The sequence below is a fragment of the Campylobacter sp. CNRCH_2014_0184h genome, from assembly GCF_025772985.1.
GTDB lineage: Bacteria > Campylobacterota > Campylobacteria > Campylobacterales > Campylobacteraceae > Campylobacter_D.
This window is the reverse complement of sequence record NZ_JAKMTB010000003.1, coordinates 21155-39009: the sequence shown is the minus strand read 5'-3', so window position 1 is coordinate 39009 and position 17855 is coordinate 21155. Positions and strand designations below refer to the sequence as shown.

At 29.6% G+C, this 17855-nt stretch carries 24 protein-coding genes; 4 read left to right on the top strand and 20 right to left on the bottom strand.

Features of this window, described 5'->3' with window-relative positions:
• Nucleotides 1–5: 5 nt before the first annotated feature.
• The 4 genes from dksA (at nt 6) to L8X36_RS03670 (ending at nt 2647) form a co-directional block, all read left to right on the top strand.
• On the top strand, nt 6–362 hold the full coding sequence (dksA, locus tag L8X36_RS03685; RefSeq protein ID WP_263663560.1) for an RNA polymerase-binding protein DksA: 357 nt from the start codon (nt 6–8) through the stop codon (nt 360–362).
• Nucleotides 359–1342 carry a hypothetical protein gene (locus tag L8X36_RS03680; protein ID WP_263682567.1) on the top strand — a complete coding sequence of 328 codons (984 nt, stop codon included), beginning with the start codon at nt 359–361 and terminating at the stop codon, nt 1340–1342. The genes dksA and L8X36_RS03680 overlap by 4 nt, the downstream gene beginning before the upstream one ends.
• Entirely contained in the window at nt 1339–2265 is a 927-nt protein-coding gene (locus L8X36_RS03675; protein WP_263682565.1) for a tRNA dihydrouridine synthase, read from the top strand. Before L8X36_RS03680 ends, L8X36_RS03675 begins: the two co-directional genes overlap by 4 nt.
• 61 nt (nt 2266–2326) lie before the next feature.
• Complete coding sequence (locus L8X36_RS03670; protein WP_070256278.1) at nt 2327–2647, top strand: hypothetical protein; 321 nt, start codon at nt 2327–2329, stop codon at nt 2645–2647.
• Here L8X36_RS03670 and recO read toward each other — a convergent pair.
• The 20 genes from recO to L8X36_RS03570 form a co-directional block, all read right to left on the bottom strand.
• Complete coding sequence (recO, locus tag L8X36_RS03665) at nt 2631–3245, bottom strand: recombination protein RecO (RefSeq protein WP_263682563.1); 615 nt, start codon at nt 3243–3245, stop codon at nt 2631–2633. The two genes, L8X36_RS03670 and recO, sit on opposite strands and share 17 nt — an antisense overlap.
• A gap of 1 nt (nt 3246) precedes the next feature.
• Complete coding sequence (locus L8X36_RS03660; RefSeq protein WP_263678400.1) at nt 3247–3759, bottom strand: cysteine hydrolase family protein; 513 nt, start codon at nt 3757–3759, stop codon at nt 3247–3249.
• Complete coding sequence (locus L8X36_RS03655; RefSeq protein ID WP_263682561.1) at nt 3752–4513, bottom strand: ATP-binding protein; 762 nt, start codon at nt 4511–4513, stop codon at nt 3752–3754. The genes L8X36_RS03660 and L8X36_RS03655 overlap by 8 nt, the downstream gene beginning before the upstream one ends.
• Nucleotides 4510–5196: a 5'-methylthioadenosine/adenosylhomocysteine nucleosidase gene (locus L8X36_RS03650; RefSeq protein WP_263682559.1), complete on the bottom strand. Its 687-nt coding sequence runs from the start codon at nt 5194–5196 to the stop codon at nt 4510–4512. Before L8X36_RS03650 ends, L8X36_RS03655 begins: the two co-directional genes overlap by 4 nt.
• The gene (gene fabD, locus L8X36_RS03645; RefSeq protein ID WP_263682557.1) at nt 5193–6113 is read right to left on the bottom strand and encodes an ACP S-malonyltransferase; all 921 of its coding nucleotides are present in this window, start codon (nt 6111–6113) and stop codon (nt 5193–5195) included. Before fabD ends, L8X36_RS03650 begins: the two co-directional genes overlap by 4 nt.
• The gene (locus L8X36_RS03640) at nt 6113–6697 is read right to left on the bottom strand and encodes an FKBP-type peptidyl-prolyl cis-trans isomerase (protein ID WP_263663551.1); all 585 of its coding nucleotides are present in this window, start codon (nt 6695–6697) and stop codon (nt 6113–6115) included. Before L8X36_RS03640 ends, fabD begins: the two co-directional genes overlap by 1 nt.
• A 13-nt stretch (nt 6698–6710) precedes the next feature.
• Complete coding sequence (locus tag L8X36_RS03635) at nt 6711–7700, bottom strand: tetratricopeptide repeat protein (protein ID WP_263663550.1); 990 nt, start codon at nt 7698–7700, stop codon at nt 6711–6713.
• Between the two features lie 11 nt (nt 7701–7711).
• Entirely contained in the window at nt 7712–8197 is a 486-nt protein-coding gene (gene pal, locus L8X36_RS03630) for a peptidoglycan-associated lipoprotein Pal (protein WP_263678394.1), read from the bottom strand.
• A 68-nt stretch (nt 8198–8265) separates the two neighbouring features.
• Nucleotides 8266–9465 (bottom strand): Tol-Pal system protein TolB, encoded by a 1200-nt coding sequence (gene tolB, locus L8X36_RS03625; protein WP_173787091.1) that lies wholly within the window; start codon nt 9463–9465, stop codon nt 8266–8268.
• On the bottom strand, nt 9462–10241 hold the full coding sequence (locus tag L8X36_RS03620; protein WP_263682555.1) for a TonB C-terminal domain-containing protein: 780 nt from the start codon (nt 10239–10241) through the stop codon (nt 9462–9464). Before L8X36_RS03620 ends, tolB begins: the two co-directional genes overlap by 4 nt.
• A gap of 3 nt (nt 10242–10244) precedes the next feature.
• Complete coding sequence (locus tag L8X36_RS03615; RefSeq protein ID WP_012660945.1) at nt 10245–10631, bottom strand: ExbD/TolR family protein; 387 nt, start codon at nt 10629–10631, stop codon at nt 10245–10247.
• A gap of 3 nt (nt 10632–10634) precedes the next feature.
• Nucleotides 10635–11195, bottom strand: coding sequence for a MotA/TolQ/ExbB proton channel family protein (locus L8X36_RS03610; protein WP_263682553.1), 561 nt, complete (start codon nt 11193–11195; stop codon nt 10635–10637).
• Nucleotides 11195–11587, bottom strand: coding sequence for an ATP synthase F1 subunit epsilon (gene atpC / locus L8X36_RS03605; RefSeq protein ID WP_012660943.1), 393 nt, complete (start codon nt 11585–11587; stop codon nt 11195–11197). Before atpC ends, L8X36_RS03610 begins: the two co-directional genes overlap by 1 nt.
• A 3-nt stretch (nt 11588–11590) precedes the next feature.
• Nucleotides 11591–13045 carry a F0F1 ATP synthase subunit beta gene (gene atpD, locus L8X36_RS03600; protein WP_039667925.1) on the bottom strand — a complete coding sequence of 485 codons (1455 nt, stop codon included), beginning with the start codon at nt 13043–13045 and terminating at the stop codon, nt 11591–11593.
• 14 nt (nt 13046–13059) lie between these two features.
• Nucleotides 13060–13944: an ATP synthase F1 subunit gamma gene (gene atpG, locus L8X36_RS03595; protein ID WP_263663543.1), complete on the bottom strand. Its 885-nt coding sequence runs from the start codon at nt 13942–13944 to the stop codon at nt 13060–13062.
• A 9-nt stretch (nt 13945–13953) separates the two neighbouring features.
• Nucleotides 13954–15459: a F0F1 ATP synthase subunit alpha gene (gene atpA, locus L8X36_RS03590; RefSeq protein ID WP_012660940.1), complete on the bottom strand. Its 1506-nt coding sequence runs from the start codon at nt 15457–15459 to the stop codon at nt 13954–13956.
• Nucleotides 15460–15468: 9 nt separating this feature from the next.
• Nucleotides 15469–15990: a F0F1 ATP synthase subunit delta gene (locus L8X36_RS03585; RefSeq protein ID WP_263682551.1), complete on the bottom strand. Its 522-nt coding sequence runs from the start codon at nt 15988–15990 to the stop codon at nt 15469–15471.
• Complete coding sequence (locus tag L8X36_RS03580) at nt 15990–16502, bottom strand: F0F1 ATP synthase subunit B (protein WP_263663540.1); 513 nt, start codon at nt 16500–16502, stop codon at nt 15990–15992. The genes L8X36_RS03585 and L8X36_RS03580 overlap by 1 nt, the downstream gene beginning before the upstream one ends.
• Before the next feature lie 9 nt (nt 16503–16511).
• Nucleotides 16512–16937 carry a FoF1 ATP synthase subunit B' gene (locus L8X36_RS03575; RefSeq protein WP_039627807.1) on the bottom strand — a complete coding sequence of 142 codons (426 nt, stop codon included), beginning with the start codon at nt 16935–16937 and terminating at the stop codon, nt 16512–16514.
• Nucleotides 16938–17000: 63 nt separating this feature from the next.
• Nucleotides 17001–17852 (bottom strand): ParB/RepB/Spo0J family partition protein, encoded by an 852-nt coding sequence (locus L8X36_RS03570; protein ID WP_263682549.1) that lies wholly within the window; start codon nt 17850–17852, stop codon nt 17001–17003.
• Nucleotides 17853–17855 lie beyond the last annotated feature (3 nt).

Below are 17855 nucleotides of genomic sequence, written 5' to 3'. Positions count from 1 at the left end.
CGTTTATGCAAGAATTAAATCTTGAAGAATTTAAAAATATATTACTTCAAAGACAAAAAGAAATTTTACAAGAACTTCAAGGCAATATAGACAATATCCATAATCTACAAGATAGTGAACCTAGAGATGAAGTTGATTTACAACAAATTGACAATAGCTCTCATATCGACCTTAAAATCAATGAAAATTTAAAAGCTGAGCTAGAAGAAATTAAACATTCATTAAGCAAAATAGATAACAATACTTATGGTATTTGTGAGTATTGTGAAGATGATATTCATCCTGAAAGACTTAAGGTTAAACCTCACGCAAAATATTGCATAAATTGTCGTGAAAATTTAGAAAAAAGGAAAGAGCTATGAAAATTAGGTTATTTTTCTTTGCAAGTTTAGTTTATCTTCTAATCATCGCAGCCTTAGTTTATAATCTAAATTTAGGAAATTATACTTTTACAATTTCCACTTTTGAATTAAATTTGCCTATTAGCTTATGGGTTGTTTTGCCTGCTTTACTTTTGATGATACTAGCTTTAGCACATATGAGTTTTTATGGCTTTTTAAAACATTTACAATATAAAAATCTAATTAAAGATAGTAAAAATTATGAAAATTTTATTATTGATATTTTTTTAAAAAAAGCAAGCAAGGTTAAATTTAAAACTCAAGAATTTCAAAATATAGCAAAAGATACGCAAGCTCTTTGTTTTAAAGAAAAAATTCAAAATCCCAAAATAGATGAAATTATTGATATTTTTGAACACTTAGATAAAAAAGAATTTGTGGAATTAAAAAAATATAAATTAGATTCAAATAATGAAATTTTCATTTTAAATGAAAAAAATCGCTTTCAAAATGATAGCAATTATGCTTTTTCTTTTATCAAAAACAAAGATACCTTAGCTAGTGAGCTAGAAATTTTTGCTTATAAAATGGTATTAGAAAATGCGCCTTATAGTCAGATTAAAACACTAAAAGTTCAAAAAAACCAAGATGATATTTTATTGCTTTTGGATAGATTTGAAAAAGAAAACTTAGAATTAAATCACGCTGAAATCGAAGTTTTACTTAGTATGAATACTTTAGATGATAAGTCATATTTACGCTGTGCTAAAATACTTTGTAAAAAAATAGAACCTCAAGTATTAATTACTTTATTTAAAAAGTTAAAAGATAATTATTCTCAAGCTTTAAGAGCTTATCTTTATACTTTGGCAGAATTTGGTATGTATGATGAATTGCTTAATGAATTAGGAAATGATCAAAATGAACATAAAGACTTTAGACTCTTACTCTTTTTAAGAGAACATAATAAAAAAATAGAACTTGAAAAATTAATACAATGATAGATTTTAGTAAAAAGCCTTTATTTTTAGCTCCTATGGCAGGTTTTTCAGACTTGCCTTTGAGAAATTTAGTTAAACAATTTGGGGCTGATGTAACCATTAGTGAAATGATAAGTTCTAATGCCTTAGTTTATGAGAGCTCAAAAACTCTTAAAATGCTAGAAAAAGCCGAACTTGAAAATCCTTACATAGTTCAAATTGCAGGCTCAGATGAAAGTGTAATTTGCAAAGCAGTAGAAATTTTAAATCGTTTTGATTTTATAGATGGGATTGATTTTAATTGTGGTTGTCCTGTAAATAAGGTTATAAAACAATGTGCAGGTAGTGCTCTTTTACAAGATCTTGATAAATTACAAAGAATTTTAGAACTTATCAAAAAAACAAGTAACAAAAAATTAACTAGTGTCAAAGTAAGATTAGGATTTGATAAAAAAGATCCCGTCGCCATCGCTAAAGCGTGTGAAAATGCTGGAGTAGATTTTATCAGTATGCATGGTCGCACTAGAAAACAAATGTATAGTGGAAATGCTGATTATGAAGCCATAGCTTTAGCCAAAGAAAATATCAAAATTCCTTTAGTTGCAAATGGTGATATTAGTGAAGATAATGCCAAAGAAGTATTTAAAATAACAAATTGTGATGCTTTGATGATAGGGCGTGCAAGCGTAGGAAAACCTTGGATATTTTATGAAATAAAAACTGGTAAAAAAATCGAAAAGGCTATGAAAAATAAAATCATTTGTACACATTTTGAAGAAATGTTAAAGCATTATAAAGAACAAGGTATAAGCATCTTTAGAAAACACTTACATGAGTATTCTAAGGGCTATGATGATGCTTCTAATTTTAGAGATTGTGTTAATCGCATTAATGATGCAGAAATTATGCGAAAATATATTCAAGAATTTTTCGATAAGGAATGATTTTTGCTTGTAAATTATCAAGCAATATGAATGAAGAGATACCATAAAACAAGGAAGGTTCATGGCAGCTCATATCAATTCAAAAGGGATTTACAAAGCATTAGGTGGCATTAGAACAAGTGCGAATAATTTAGCAGCACATGCTTCAAAGCTTAATAATCAAAGTTTAAATTTCGAGCAAGTTTTACAACAAACCCAACCAAAATGTATAAAAACTTGTTTACAAAATTCTCAAAAAGAACTTGAAAATTTGCTTGAAAATATTAAAAATAGCCAAGATACTATCACAAAAAATATACACAAAGATAGTGCAAATATCATTGCAAGATTAAGACAAGAAGTCATTATGATGTATGATATTACCCTTAAAAACCCTCTTTGATAATTTTATATAAATTATCAATATATTCATCGCTAAAATGCGATGAATTAAAACTCCTATATAATTTTACAAGATCTTTAGCATTAAACTCATAACCAAAAGCACATTTTTTATGAGCGGGCAAAAAAGCTCTTACTAGTACAACATTTTTTTGAATATACTCATCACAATAAAAACATACAAAACTTTTATGCAAACGCCCTTCAAAATCTAAAATTTTTAAATAAGCATCCACTATAACACGTTTGCAATCTTGCTTTTCAAAACGCTTAGCACAGTCTTCTAAAAGTTCAAAGTAAAAACTATCAATTTCTTCAACATCTTTTAAATGTAAATAAAAAAGTCTAATAAATTCCTGCCAAAAAAACATTCTCTCTCTATCTAAAATCCAAGAAAAACCAATATGTAAAACATCTTTTAAACGTGGTAAAAATCTCGAACTTTCTTCAAGCTCAAAATCAATCTTATACCCACTTAGTATATTAGAATGACGCATGCCATAAAATCTATAACTTTTAATAACTTTTTTAGTACTTAAAAGATAAACGATTAAATCCTCATCTTTTACACTCTGAGTGTGTAAAATATACCCTTGCATTTTATAAAAGTTCTATGCCATAAGCTTGCAAAATTTCATATGCACTATTTTCCAAAGACTTACTAAAACTCGCTGTTGCATTTTTATGTAATATAATTTTTGAGTTAATGCTAGCGCTTTGAGCTAAAATAATATTACTAAATACACAAATATGTGAAACAAGACCACAAAATTCTATACTTTCATAATAATTTTGTTTTAAAAAATTGGCTAATTCTAAGCTACCAAAAGCATTCTTATAAAATATTTTTTTTGCATTTTTTAAATACACATCAAAATCACCTGGCATTTGCCAACCTAAAGTATCTCTAATGCAATGATAAGTAGGTAAATTTTTTCCTTCTTGAGTTTTTAAATAATTTTCATCATGCGTATCAAAAGTAAAAACAATATCACCTTGATGATTTTTTAAAAGAGCAAGAATATTATCTTTTATCTTGGTAGCTTCTTCAAAACCCAAGCTACCATCGATAAAATCATTTTGATAATCAACAACAACTAAAAGATTAGCCATTATCCTTGACCATAAAAAAGCTATCTGTGTGGATATTTTCAAATGCAGTTTTTAAACTTGTAAATAATTTTGGATTTTCTTTTTCTAAATTTGCTAAAAGCTGCTTAGCTTCTTCTCTTGCATGAGGAAATTTTACATTTTTTTCACTTAATTTCATGCCAGGACAAAATTCATTACCAATTACTTCTAATTCATTATTAATAGCATTTTCTCTTAATTGTCTTTCTCTTACAAAAATCAAAGGACGAATAACCTCTACACCTCTTTTGCTTTTATACTTGGGAACTAGACTCCTAAGAGAACCATTATAAATAAAATTCATAAAAAAACTCTCTACCGCATCATCTAAATGGTGAGCTATAGCTAATTTATTAAAACCATTTTCCAAAGCATAAGTATATAAAGCACCACGCCTCATTCTTGAAAAATAGCTACAAAAACTTGAATTTTTTCTAATCGTATCACCTGAAATTTCATAAATATTAGAATCAATCACTTCATGATCAATACCATGTTCTTTGCAGTGATTATGGAGTTTGGTATAATCTTCACCCATGCCATAGCTTAAAGTTACTGCTTTAAGTTCAAATTTAAAAGGCGCATGTGCTTGCATACGCTTTAAAAGATGTGCTAAGGCAAGCGAATCTTTCCCACCGCTAAGCCCTAATAAAACTTTATCATTGTCTCCTATTAAAGAAAATTTAGCATTAGCTTTAGCTACTTCTCTGATTAGTTTTTTACTAAGATTTATCATAATTTCTCACAAATTTTTAGAACAAAATTAGCTGAATTTTTGGCTGATTTTTCTACAAACTCATCAAAGTCAAATTCAGCTTTCTCACCTGCTTTATCACTCATAGATCTTAAAATCAAACATGGAATTTTTAAAGCATCACACACCAAAGCCACACTAGCTCCTTCCATTTCACAAGCATCTGCATTAAAAATTTCTCTAATTTTTGCTTTTTTATTCTCATCACAAATAAACTCATCACCCGTAGCGATAACGCCTGATTGTAATTTAACACCAAGTTCTTTAGCAACTTCTATGGCAAGATTATTTAGCTTATCATCTGTTTTTATAAAAATTTCATTACCAGGAACATAGCCAAGCGGATGTCCAAAAGCTGTGATATCTAAATCATATTGAGCTAATTTTGTAGCATAAATTAAATCCCCTATTTCTAAACTAGGATTAAAAGCACCAGCCACACCTGTAAAGAGTAAAAGCTCAGCTTTAAATTTTTCTATCATAATAGTCGCACTAAGAGTGGAATTTACTTTCCCTATCTTAGAATAAGCAATAATTAATTCATGATTTTTATATTTTGCAAGATAATAAGTATTATTTGCATATTCTATTGTTTGATACTCTTTTAATGTTTCTAGTAAAGGAGTAACCTCTTCAGGCATAGCTCCTAAAATAGCTATTTTCATTTAATTACCTTTAAAATTTCATCAATGTCTTCTATTTTACTTAAAGTATAAGTTTCTTTTTGAGTGATTTTTTTATTTAATCCCTTTAACACACTTGCACCAAATTCTATATAAAAATCTACTTCTTCATCTATTACTTTAATACTTTGTTTATAAAGAACAGGCCTGATGAGTTGCTCGCTTAAAAGCATTAGAGCTTGATTTTTATCATTATACACTTTTGCATTAACATTTGACACTACGCTTTTAAAGCTCTCTTTTAAAATAGGTTCTAATTCTTTTGTAAGTTTCAAAGACGCATTTTTTAATAATGGACAATGGCTTGCAACACTCATGTTCAAAAGCATAGCTCTTTTAGCTCCTGCATTTTTAAACTCACTCTCATAAGAAGCTAAATCAGGCTTTAAACCTGCTACTACAATTTGTCCATCACAATTATAATTAGCCGCAAAAATGTTTTTTTTCTCACTCAATGCTTTTTGACAAAGTTCTTCTACCACTTTATCTTCAAGCCCTAAAATCACCATCATACCAGCTTCTATTTTAGAGCAATCTTCTTGCATAAACTTACCGCGTTTATTAACAAGTGCTATAACATCCAAAAAGCTAAATGCATTTTGGGTTGCTAAAGCACTAAATTCTCCTAGCGAATGACCTAGGCTGTACTTAGCTTCTATATCAACTTGCTCTTTTAAAGCTTCATAAGCCATTAGTGAGTTTAATACTATGGCCATTTGTGTAAATTCGCTTTTATTTAAATTTTCATTTTCCTTAAAAAGCAAATTTTTAAAATCAATTTTACAAAAATCACTAGCATTATCTAATAATTCTTTTGCTTTTTTAGAATTATCATAAAAACTCAAACCCATGCCAACACTTTGAGAACCTTGACCTGGGAAAATAAATGCGCTATTCATTAATGGCCACCGCAGCAACCGCCACCGCCATGTCCGTGGCCACCACAACATCCACCGCCGCCATGTCCGTGATGATGATCATGATGATGTCCTCCACCACCACATCCACAACTTCTACTACCTACAATAATTCCTGTTAAAATTTCATCTTCGCTTGCAGCTCTAACATCTACAATATTGATTGAAAACAACAGGTCTTTTCCTGCATAAGCATGATTGTAATCAATAGTAACTTCATTTTCGGTAATTTCTCTAACAATTACTCTTACCGTATTACCATCTTCACCTTCGCCAAAAAGCTCCATACCAACTTGCAAATCAATCCCTGCAAACTGCTCTTTTGGTAAAGTTTGTAATGCATTGGCATCATATTCGCCCAAAGCATTTTCTTTTTTTATCACAATATCAGCATTACAAGGAGCATTAAGCTTTTGAATTTCTTCTTCTAATCCTTCTAAAATTTGACCCTTACCTAAAATAAAAGAAATAGGTTCAGCATAAATATTTGATTCTAAAACTTCATTAGTATTTGCATCTTTTAATTCATAAAACATTGAAACTACACTATTTTTTTCTATAGCCATTTTATCTCCTTTGTTATTTTCTATCTGGTGAAACTTTTGCTTCAGGACTATCAGGATAAGCCGTCTTTAAAGCTTTATAAAATTTATTTGCACTTTTTGGATCCCCAACCTTATCTAAGCTAATAGCTGTATGATAAAGTAATTTTGGTACATAATCGCCTTTAGTGCTTATAGCAGAACTTTTCTTATAAAATCCCAAAGCACCTGCGTAATCTTGCTGTTTATATCTTATCTCTCCAAGCCAAAAAGTAGATCTAGCAGGTTTGTAGTGAATACTTATTAGATGTTCAAATTTTTCTTTTGCATCCTCAAATTGATTTTTATTAGTTTCTTCTATCGCTTTTTTCAAAATTTCACTAGATTGCAATTTTTTCCAACTATCATCTTTTGCTTCAATCACTTCATCTTGAGTTTCATTTACATCTTGAATGATTTCTTCGGTTTTATTATCATCACTTACAACAGGAACAACTGGAGTAATTTTTGTTTGATTTTGCACTCTAGCTATTTCAGACTGAAAAAAGGTTATGGTTTTATTCATATCTTCTTTTGAAATATAATCATCATTGATTTTATTAATCAAAGTTGTAATTTCACTTAAAACTTTTTGAATTTCTTGATGATTTTTTTCTTGAATTTGCCTATTTTCCTCCACATAAGCTCTTAAATTTTGAATTTCTTGAGTTATGTTTGCGTCAAAATTTTGATAAGTTTCTTCTAATGAAAGCAATTTTGTGTTAGCTTTTGAATATTGAGCATTCAAACCCTCTGTTACACTTTGCAATCCTTCTATATTCTCTACTGCTGTATTTATTTTACTTGTTAAATTTGTATAATATTCATTCAATGCCCTTAGGCGTTCTTGATTTTCATATTGTAATTTTTCATTTTGAGTTAAACCATAAGGTGTTTTTGTATCTACTTTTCCTGCATCAAAAGCTGAAATTTCAGCGTGTAAAAAAGTAGCTCCTAAAAGAGCTACTGATAATAATTTTAATTTCATTTATTTAAAACTTATTTTGATAATTTAAATTCTGCACGGCGATTTTGAGCATCGCAAGTTTTTGTTCTTTCAGTACATACAGGATTAGTTTCTCCATAGCTTTTAACGCTAATTCTATCCGCGCTAACACCTTGAGCTACTAAAGATTCTTTTACCGCTTTAGCTCTTTTTAAACCTAAAGCTTGATTATACTCATCAGTTCCCCACTCATCGCAGTTTCCTTCAACTACTATTGCAGCATTAGCAGCTTCTTTATTAAAGATTTCAGCATTATTTGCAATAACCTTTTGCATATCTGATCTAACATTAAATTTATCAAAATCAAAATATACATTTGCTACAGAATTTAAAGATTCAAGATTTTCAAATCTATCAGATCCACCGCTACCTTTTGAGCCATCTACACTACTTGAACTACTAACGCTAGTGTTTTTAGTAGCACAACCACTTACAATAACAGCAAATGCAGTAATTGAAGCAAAAATGATTTTTTTCATTGATTTCCCCTTTTGTTTATTTAAAAATCATAATTTAATTATAACAAAAAAAATATGATTTTAGTATTTTACCAATCAATTGATTGAATTTTACCCACTTTTAAGCCATAATGAAAAGCTTTATTTGCATTAATTCGAATAACACCTAAAGCACTTTGAGAGCCTAAGTACTTAATAAACACAACACTTTCTCCATCACTTGAAAATCTTGGAAAAAGATTTTTACCATTTGCGGTGAGTTGTCTTATGTAATCACTTTGAGTTGACATCAAGTAAAGATTAAAAACTCCGCTTTGATTTACTTCTCTGCTAGAATAAACCATGTAGTGTTTATAGGTAGAAACCGAAGAATTATTTTTACCATGAAAAACAACTTGTTCTGTTAAATTTGAATCTAAATTTTGCATAAAAATATTTGGATAGCCTAAGCGATCAGACACAAATACAATTTTTTTATCACCATCAACAAAATTGCCATTTACATCAATACCCATATAGTTTGTAATTTGTGTCAGATTTTTTGAATCTACATCATACAAGTATACATCAGGTTGGTCTTTTGGAGCCATGGTAAGTAAAATTTTTTTACCATCATCACTCACATCAGAAGCAACCATCATACCTTTGCTAGCAATAATTTTTGTTATATTTTTATTTTTCATATTATATTTATAAAGAGTTGGAATCTCATCTTCATAGGCAGTAAAATAAAATGCATTTTGTTCTTTATTTGCCCATTTAGGAAACAAATTTAAACCTTTTGAAATCAATACTTTTTGGTAAGTTAAAGTATAATCTGCTAATAAAATATCACTTTGCTTACTACCTTGTGTTCTAGCTATTAAAATTTTATGATCCATCCAATCAACCGGAGCAAAACCTAACTTTTTATTCATTTGGGCAACACTTCTATGTGCTAAAAATGGATACTCTTCGATGGAAAGAATTTGTTCGTAAAATCTTGTTTTAGTTTCATTTGCAGCTAAAATTTCAACATCAATATCTAAAAGTTTACCGTTTTTATTTAATATATAAGAAAAAATATAATCACCTTGTTTTTCATCTTGAGTTATCTCAAAATTTGAACTTACTTTTATATCATTAACAAGCATGTTATAAAAACTTTTTTTAAGATCTAAATCATTCAATTTAGACTGATCTTTAATATAAATTTTTGGCAATTGCATACCTTTATTAACAACAGATATTGTTGCATCTTGTCCAAATAATACTGAACAAAAAAATAAAAATACTAGTATTTTTTTCATTGTTTCTCCGTTTTAAACTCAATTATATCACTAAGTTGCATTTTAATTTTTCTTATTTTACCATTTGGAGGTAAAGTTATGTATTTTCCTTCTAAATTTTGTAAAAATTCTTTTGCTTTTTTATCAAAATTATCACTATGTGCACTAGTAGTGTTTAACAGGTAAAAATAACCATTATTATCAATTACAAATTCTACTTCTATACTTAAATTACCACTAGGATTATAAATTCTCCATCTATCTTCAAGATATTTTCTAACAGCGCCTAAGAATTGATCATAAACCCCTACTTTTTGCTCCATGACAGATTGACCTAATTCTTGATTTATTTTTAAATTTTCATTGAGTTGCTTAGAAAAATCATTGATTTTTTCTCTTTGGGCAAAAGTAGGTTTTTTTGAAGGCATAGAAGATTGCACTTTAGTCGTTTTTTCTTCTTGATAGTCTTCTATTTTACCAAACAACTCATTAAAAACACTTGCTTGTTGTTCTATATTTTGGGTGTTAACGCTTTTATTGGTAGTGTATTTTTGTAAAAGATTTTCTTCAAATAAACTTTGTAGATTTTCTTTTTGTAATTCTTGTATCATATTTACTTGATTTTGATTTATGCTATCTCCAAGTTCTATATTGATAAAACCATTAGGATCATCAGTATATTCAATGGCTTTTGGTTTATACTCAACCAACTTAAAAAATACCAAAAAAACAACAAAAAAATAAACTAAAGTTGCATAAATAAAAGCTTTAAGATTATGTGTAGAATTTTCTTCCATTTTTTACTCAGTTTGCAAAGCAACTTTTTGGAAACCTAAATGTTTCATTGTTCTTAAAACACTCATTACATCATCATATTTTAGATTCTTATCCGCTCTGATAAAAACTGTCTCTTGAGTATTATACTGAACTTTTAAAGCATTCATATTATCCGCAAAACTTATAAAATCAAATTTATCTTTTCCTATAAAAATTTCTTTTTTTGCATTAATTGTTATAATCAAACTTTTAATATTTGGCGCACTTGAAGTTTTTTGCGAACCTTGAGGAAGTTGAACTTTTTCTTCATATGTGATGCTTGGTGCTGTTACCATTAAAATAGCAAGCAACACAAGCATAATATCTACCAAAGGTGTAATATTGAGTTCAGGTTTTTCTTCTAAAAACATAAATTAAGCCTTTATAGAACTTACCAGCACCTTGATTTCACTATCTAAGATATTAATCAATTCATAGGCTTTACGTTTAATAATCAAATGAAAACTGTATGCAGGAATCGCTACTAAAATTCCACAACCTGTAGCCACTAAAGCTTCACTGATTTTAGGAGCTATAATGCTTAAAGAATTTTGCATCTCTAAGCCACCAAAAGTTTCAAGTATAGAAATAACCGTACCAAAAAGACCTATAAAAGGAGAGGTTGAAGCGATAATGCTAAGCCAAGTTAATCCTATTGTGGCTTTTTTTTCTACAGAATTTTTATAAATATTCATCTTTGTTTCATCAACTTCAACACATTTTTTTAAAATTGATGCACTTTGACTTAAATCTTTTTCGCCTCTCATTAAAGCTTCTAAAGCCTGGCTTTCATTTTGAGTCCATTTATTAATAAGCATCAACCTTGAAAATAATATACTAAAACTAAGTATAAAATACACCGAAAGCCAAGCTAATACTATATAAGTGATTAAGCTTGTATTTTCAAAAAAATGAAAAATTGCTTGAAAATCCACTATTTTTGCCTTACATTATTATCCATTTTAGCAAAAGTAGAAGCAAGTGCAATACTATCACTGCTCATAGATTTAATTAAATCTTTTGCTTCTTCTAATCTTTTTGCTATTTCACTATCACTATTTCCTCCAACCCATACAGCGCCTTTTGCTAAAACACTCACTTTAGTTTCAGAAACTTTTGCATGACCTGAATCAATAGCAACTAATTCATGAGTTGAATCTGATTTTTCTATATCTATAATTCCTGCTTTTAAAGAAGAGATTAAAGATGCATGTCCTTTTAAAACACCAAATTCACCCTCGCTTCCAGGAAGAACTACCAATCTTGCATCCCCTTGATAAATCATACCAAGAGGTGTAATGATTTCTAAAGATATTAAATCTTGCATAAATTAACCTTTTTTAGCCTTATCCACTTTACAATTATCTAAACAAACGTCTTTTCTGCTAACTTCTTTAAGTGTTTCAGCTTTTGCTATAGCTTCATCTATATTACCAACCATATAAAAAGCATTTTCTGGTAAATCATCATATTTACCTTCTAAAATACCTTTAAATCCTGCAATTGTATCTTCTAAGCTGATATATTTTCCAGGGCTACCTGTGAAAACTTCAGCAACGAAGAATGGTTGAGATAGGAATTTTTCAATTTTTCTTGCTCTTTCAACAATCAATTTATCTTCTTCGCTTAACTCATCCATACCCAAAATAGCAATAATATCTTGCAAATCTTTATATTTTTGTAATACTGATTGTACTCCACGTGCTACTTTATAGTGCTCTTCACCAATAATTTGCGGATCAAGCATTCTTGAAGTAGAATCAAGTGGATCAACAGCTGGATAAATACCTTTTTCAGCAATTGATCTATTTAAAACTGTTGTTGCATCCAAGTGTGCAAAAACTGTTGCTGGCGCAGGGTCTGTTAAGTCATCTGCTGGTACATAAACTGCTTGAACTGAAGTAATAGATCCTTTTTTGGTTGAAGTAATTCTTTCTTGGAACTTACCCATTTCGCTAGCTAGGGTTGGTTGATAACCAACAGCTGAAGGAATTCTTCCTAAAAGCGCTGACATTTCTGAACCTGATTGAGAAAATCTAAAAATATTATCAATAAACATTAAAACATCAAGTCCCATTTCATCTCTAAAATACTCAGCCATAGTAAGACCTGTTAACGCAATACGATTTCTTGCTCCTGGTGGTTCATTCATTTGACCATAGCACAATGCAACTTTATCCAATACGTTACTTTCTTTCATTTCATTATAAAGGTCATTACCCTCACGAGTTCTTTCGCCAACACCTGCAAAAACCGAATATCCGCTGTGTTTAAATGCAACGTTGTGAATTAATTCCATAATAATAACGGTTTTACCAACACCTGCACCACCAAAAAGACCAACTTTACCACCCTTAGCATAAGGAGCTAGCAAATCAACAACCTTTATACCTGTTTCAAAGATTTCACTTTTTGTACTTTGCTCTTCAAATGGAGGCGGATCTCTATGAATTGACCAGTGTTTATCAAAATTGATTTCTTCACCCTCATCAATCAAATCACCCGTTACATTAAAAATTCTTCCAAGAACTTTTTCGCCTACTGGAACGCTAATTGGATTTCCAGTTGCGACAGCTGTTAAACCTCTAACAAGACCATCCGTCATATCCATAGCGATGGTTCTTACTTTATTATCGCCTAAATGCGCAGCTACTTCAAGAACTAGCTTGCATTCTTTTCCTTCTAATTCATAATTAACAATAATAGCTTCATTAATTTGTGGAAGATAGTCTTTAAATTCAACATCAACCACTGGTCCTAAAACTTGAGAAATAAAACCTTGCATCATCACTCCTAAATTTATTTCATTGACTCAACACCGCTGATGATTTCTATCAACTCGGTGGTAATAGATTCTTGTCTTGCTTTATTATAAGCTAGATTAAGCTGCTTAACTCTAGCTTTTGCATTATTGGTTGCATTATCCATGGCTTGCATTCTAGCACTATGTTCAGCTGCCAAAGAATCAACTAAAGAAAAGTACATGTTATATTCAAAATAAGTTTTTAACAAATCGTTTAAAATTTCTTCATCTTCTGGTTCTAAGTCCATTAAAGATTCAGACTTTTGTTCTTCTTTACCAACAATAGCTTCTACTGGCAACAACTCATTAATACGAATTTCTTGAGAAATCATATTTTTATAACCATTGTGAATGATTACAATTTTATCTGTCACGCCATTTACAAAATCATCAACAGCTTTTTGGATAATAGCACAAGCCTTATCATAATCTGGACTTGAACTTGTATCTAAATATTTTTCCAAAATTTCTATATTTTGAAAATTAAAATATTCTATACCTGTTTTACCAATAGCTCTTAATCTTACCTTGATTTTTTTTGTTTTGCAATCTTCAAGCATTTCATTTACGGCTTTAATGGTTTTAATATTAAATCCACCACACAAACCCTTATCGGCTGTGACAAAAATAATATCCATTTTTTCTATATTATCTTTTTTTCTAAAAAATGGAAGTTTGTCATCAAGCCCATCGTATTGATTGATCTTGAACGCAATTTCTGATAAAACTTCATCGATTTTTTGAGCAAAAACCTTTGATTTTTTAGCTGCCTCTTCTGCTTTTCTTAGTTTAGCAGTAGAGACAAGCTTCATCGCATTGGTTGTCTTTTGTGTATTGTGAACACTTTTTATTTTTCTTTTAATTTCTTTTAAATTAGACATTTAAAAACCTTATATATGGTTTGCTTTAAACTCACTCAATGCTTTAGCTAGTTTTTCTTCTAAATCTTTATCTAAAGCTTTTTTAGTTCTAATTTGCTCAAAAATTTCTGGATACTTAGCCTCAATAAATGGATATAAAGCTGCTTCAAATTCTCCAATTTTCGAAACCGCAACATCATCTAAATAACCTTTAGTGCCTGCAAAAATAATCACAACTTGATTTTCTGGTGAAAGTGGAGAATATGGAGGTTGCTTTAAAACTTCAACCATTCTTTGTCCACGCTCAAGTTGTTTTCTACTAGCTTCATCCAAATCACTTGCAAATTGTGCAAAAGCTTGCAATTCTCTATACTGAGCTAAATCAAGTCTTAATGTACCTGAAACTTGTTTTGTTGCTTTAATTTGCGCAGCACCACCAACACGAGATACAGATAAACCAACATTAATCGCAGGACGAATACCTGAGTTAAATAAATCTGTTTCTAAGAAAATTTGACCATCTGTAATTGAAATAACATTGGTTGGAATATAAGCTGAAACATCCCCTGCTTGAGTTTCAATAATAGGAAGTGCAGTCAAGCTTCCCGCGCCAAGCTCATCGCTTAACTTACTTGCTCTTTCAAGCAATCTTGAATGTAGATAGAACACATCACCAGGATAAGCCTCACGACCTGGAGGACGACGTAAAATCAAAGACATTTCACGGTATGCAACAGCATGTTTACTTAAATCATCATAAACGATCAATGCATGTCTTGAATTATCTCTAAAATATTCACCCATAGTTACCCCAGCATATGGCGCAAGATACTGTAACGCAGCAGGATCTGATGCACCCGCATTCACCACTATAGTATAATCCATTGCGCCATATTCTTCAAGCTTTTTAACTACTTGAGCTACAGTACTTTGTTTTTGGCCAATTGCAACATAAATACAAATAACATCTTTACCTTTTTGACTAATAATTGTATCAATTGCTACAGTTGTTTTACCTGTTTGTCTATCACCGATGATTAATTCTCTTTGTCCTCTACCAATTGGAACTAAAGCATCAATAGCTTTAATACCCGTATGTAATGGTTCATGAACGCTTTTTCTAGCCATAATACCTTTTGCTTTTTCTTCTACAAAACGATATTCGCTCGCTTCAATTACGCCTTTAGCATCAATTGGCTCTCCTAAAGCATTTACAACACGTCCTATTAATGCATCTCCAACTGGAACTTTTAAAAGTTTTTTTAATCTTTTTACAGAACTTCCTTCTTTAAGTCCAAGTCCTTTACCTAAGATAACAATACCAACACTTGATTCTTCAAGGTTAAGAACCATTCCTTTTTCGCCATTTTCAAATTCAACCATCTCTCCAGCCATAGCATTTTTAAGGCCATATACCTTAGCAACACCATCGGCAACTGAAATAATTTTACCGGTTTCTTCTATTTCAAGATTAAAGTCAAATTTTTCAATTCTTTCTTTTATAATAGAACTAATTTCATCTGCTTTAAATTTCATCAAATCTCCTTAAATTGCTTTTAATATATATTCATTCATCTTAGCTTTTAAGCTTTGCATTGAAAATGAAATTTCATACCCAAGTCCGTCTAAGCTAATTTTTACACTGTCATTATCACTTATTTTACTATCTAATCTAATTTTTGCATTAAATTTAAGACTAAGTTTTTCCTCTAAATTTTTAATTTCTTCTTCGCTTAATTTTTCTTTTGAGTAAACTTGTCCTAAAAATGTATTTTCTTTTGATGCTTTTTGTTCACTTAACTCTTTAGTGATTTCTGGAATTAACATTTCTCTTTTATTATCCACAATCAAATTTATAAAATTTTTAAAAGCATCACTTGGATTATTCAATAATGAAAGTATTAACTCTAGTTTTTTGTCTTGTTTTATTTCGTATGAATTTAAAATATCTATAAATTTATTAGATGCAAAAGCTGAGCTTAACTCTAACAAATTAGAATAAAAATTTTCAAAATCATTTCTTTCTAATATTGCCTTTGCATATGTTTTAGCAATTACTTTTTCCATCAAGACACCTTTTTCATCATGATATTTAAAATTTCTTTTTGTTGTAGCTGTAAATTTTGATCTTCAAAAATTTCTTCTAAAACTGCTTGCACAACTTCTTTTTCCATTTTTCTTATTTCATATTCTTTGTGCTCTTCGTAAGTTTTTTCTAGAGCTTTAATTTCCATTTTTGTTTCATTCTCGATTTTTTCAGTAATAATTTCTGCCTCTTTTTTTGCAAGAGCAACTGCATTAACAGCTTCTTGTTTGGCTAAATCTAATTTTTTCATCATTTCTAATTTATGATTTTTACTTGCAATAAGTTTTTCTTGAATTTCATTCATTCTAGATGCAATCTTTGCAATTCTACCATTGTAGAAATTTTTCAAAGGTGTTGCTATGAAATAATACAAAATAGCAGCAAATAAAACAAAATTAACCGCTCTTGGAATAATATCATACTCACCACTTCCATTACCTGCTGCAAAAGCATAAAAAGGAAGTATTGATAATAATGTAATTTTTTTCAACATTTATCTTCCTTAAATTTTACTCAAGCTATTTTTAAAGCTTTGTTTAAATTCTGGCATTTTTAAACGCATTTCTTCTTTTAATTCTTTTTCTTTTTCTCTTAGACTTTTAAGAAAAACAAGCATTTGATCTTCTAATTCTCTTTTTCTTGTTGATAATTCTTTTTCTTGTTTTATTTTAGCTTCTTCTATTGCTTTTGCTTTGATTTGATTGATTTCATCTCTTGTTTGGATATGAATTTTTTCTAATTCACTTTCTACATTTGAAACATCATCAGAATTTTTTTTCATTTTTTCTTCATCATTTTTTATAGTTAAATCCCTAGAATCCATAAATTTAATCAAAGGTTTATAGAGCATAGAATTTAAAATCGCTATCATAAGCAAAAAAATGACACCGGTGGCTATCATGATGGAAAAATGTACATCATTAAACATTAATACTCCTAAATAAATCTAAATAAAACGCGAAATTATAGCAAAACATACCTAAAAACATATTTAATTTAATATCTTTAGAAATTCCCTAACCTCATCTTCATTTTCAAAATTTATAGTAATTTTTAAATCTTTTGCATTTACTTTTAAGCCTAAAGATTCAATTTTTTCTTTTAAATTTATTATAGATTGATATTGTTTGTTTGAAGTTGCGTTTTTTTCTAATTGGTTTGTGTTTTTAAAATTTTTAATTAACTTTTCGGTATCTCTTACATTGAGTTTTTGCCCTATGATAGTATCAACTATCATTTTTTCTTCTTCTTTTTCAAGTCCCACTAAAACTTTTGCATGTCCTTGTGAGATTTTACCTTCTATAATGAAATTTTGCGTTTGCTCGTTTAAATTTAAAAGTCTTAAAGTATTAGCAATTTGAGGTCTTGATTTGTGAATAAGATCGGCTAATTTTTCTTGAGTGATATCATGAATTTCTAATAACTCTTTATAAGAATGTGCTAATTCTATAGGGTTTAAATTTTCTCTTTGAATATTTTCTATTAAAGCAAGCTCACGTAATTTTATATCATCTACATTTAAAACTACAGCTTTAATTTGTTCTTTTTCTAAAAGCTTACATGCTCTAAATCTTCTCTCACCTGCTATTAAAATATAATCAAATTCATCTTTTTTAAAAACCACAACAGGCTGAATCAAACCATATTCTTTGATAGAACCTGCAAGTTCTTCTAGAGCTTGGGTATCAAAATTTTTTCTTGGCTGATAAGGGTTTGGACTAATTAAATCTATATCAATTTCTTCTATTCTGCCTTCATTAGAGCCTAATTCTTTTTCATAAACCTCATCAATATCAGCCAAAATACTACTTAAACCTCTTCCTAATGCACTTTTTTTTGCCATTTT

Excerpts from the sequence above, each read along its gene's own strand:
- dksA (WP_263663560.1), top strand. The coding sequence starts at position 6 with ATGCAAGAATTAAATCTTGAAGAATTTAAAAATATATTACTTCAAAGA.
- L8X36_RS03680 (WP_263682567.1), top strand. The coding sequence starts at position 359 with ATGAAAATTAGGTTATTTTTCTTTGCAAGTTTAGTTTATCTTCTAATC.
- L8X36_RS03675 (WP_263682565.1), top strand. The coding sequence starts at position 1,339 with ATGATAGATTTTAGTAAAAAGCCTTTATTTTTAGCTCCTATGGCAGGT.
- L8X36_RS03670 (WP_070256278.1), top strand. The coding sequence starts at position 2,327 with ATGGCAGCTCATATCAATTCAAAAGGGATTTACAAAGCATTAGGTGGC.
- recO (WP_263682563.1), bottom strand. The coding sequence starts at position 3,245 with ATGCAAGGGTATATTTTACACACTCAGAGTGTAAAAGATGAGGATTTA.
- L8X36_RS03660 (WP_263678400.1), bottom strand. The coding sequence starts at position 3,759 with ATGGCTAATCTTTTAGTTGTTGTTGATTATCAAAATGATTTTATCGAT.
- L8X36_RS03655 (WP_263682561.1), bottom strand. The coding sequence starts at position 4,513 with ATGATAAATCTTAGTAAAAAACTAATCAGAGAAGTAGCTAAAGCTAAT.
- L8X36_RS03650 (WP_263682559.1), bottom strand. The coding sequence starts at position 5,196 with ATGAAAATAGCTATTTTAGGAGCTATGCCTGAAGAGGTTACTCCTTTA.
- fabD (WP_263682557.1), bottom strand. The coding sequence starts at position 6,113 with ATGAATAGCGCATTTATTTTCCCAGGTCAAGGTTCTCAAAGTGTTGGC.
- L8X36_RS03640 (WP_263663551.1), bottom strand. The coding sequence starts at position 6,697 with ATGGCTATAGAAAAAAATAGTGTAGTTTCAATGTTTTATGAATTAAAA.
- L8X36_RS03635 (WP_263663550.1), bottom strand. The coding sequence starts at position 7,700 with ATGAAATTAAAATTATTATCAGTAGCTCTTTTAGGAGCTACTTTTTTA.
- pal (WP_263678394.1), bottom strand. The coding sequence starts at position 8,197 with ATGAAAAAAATCATTTTTGCTTCAATTACTGCATTTGCTGTTATTGTA.
- tolB (WP_173787091.1), bottom strand. The coding sequence starts at position 9,465 with ATGAAAAAAATACTAGTATTTTTATTTTTTTGTTCAGTATTATTTGGA.
- L8X36_RS03620 (WP_263682555.1), bottom strand. The coding sequence starts at position 10,241 with ATGGAAGAAAATTCTACACATAATCTTAAAGCTTTTATTTATGCAACT.
- L8X36_RS03615 (WP_012660945.1), bottom strand. The coding sequence starts at position 10,631 with ATGTTTTTAGAAGAAAAACCTGAACTCAATATTACACCTTTGGTAGAT.
- atpC (WP_012660943.1), bottom strand. The coding sequence starts at position 11,587 with ATGCAAGATTTAATATCTTTAGAAATCATTACACCTCTTGGTATGATT.
- atpD (WP_039667925.1), bottom strand. The coding sequence starts at position 13,045 with ATGCAAGGTTTTATTTCTCAAGTTTTAGGACCAGTGGTTGATGTTGAA.
- atpG (WP_263663543.1), bottom strand. The coding sequence starts at position 13,944 with ATGTCTAATTTAAAAGAAATTAAAAGAAAAATAAAAAGTGTTCACAAT.
- atpA (WP_012660940.1), bottom strand. The coding sequence starts at position 15,459 with ATGAAATTTAAAGCAGATGAAATTAGTTCTATTATAAAAGAAAGAATT.
- L8X36_RS03585 (WP_263682551.1), bottom strand. The coding sequence starts at position 15,990 with ATGGAAAAAGTAATTGCTAAAACATATGCAAAGGCAATATTAGAAAGA.
- L8X36_RS03580 (WP_263663540.1), bottom strand. The coding sequence starts at position 16,502 with ATGTTGAAAAAAATTACATTATTATCAATACTTCCTTTTTATGCTTTT.
- L8X36_RS03575 (WP_039627807.1), bottom strand. The coding sequence starts at position 16,937 with ATGTTTAATGATGTACATTTTTCCATCATGATAGCCACCGGTGTCATT.
- L8X36_RS03570 (WP_263682549.1), bottom strand. The coding sequence starts at position 17,852 with ATGGCAAAAAAAAGTGCATTAGGAAGAGGTTTAAGTAGTATTTTGGCT.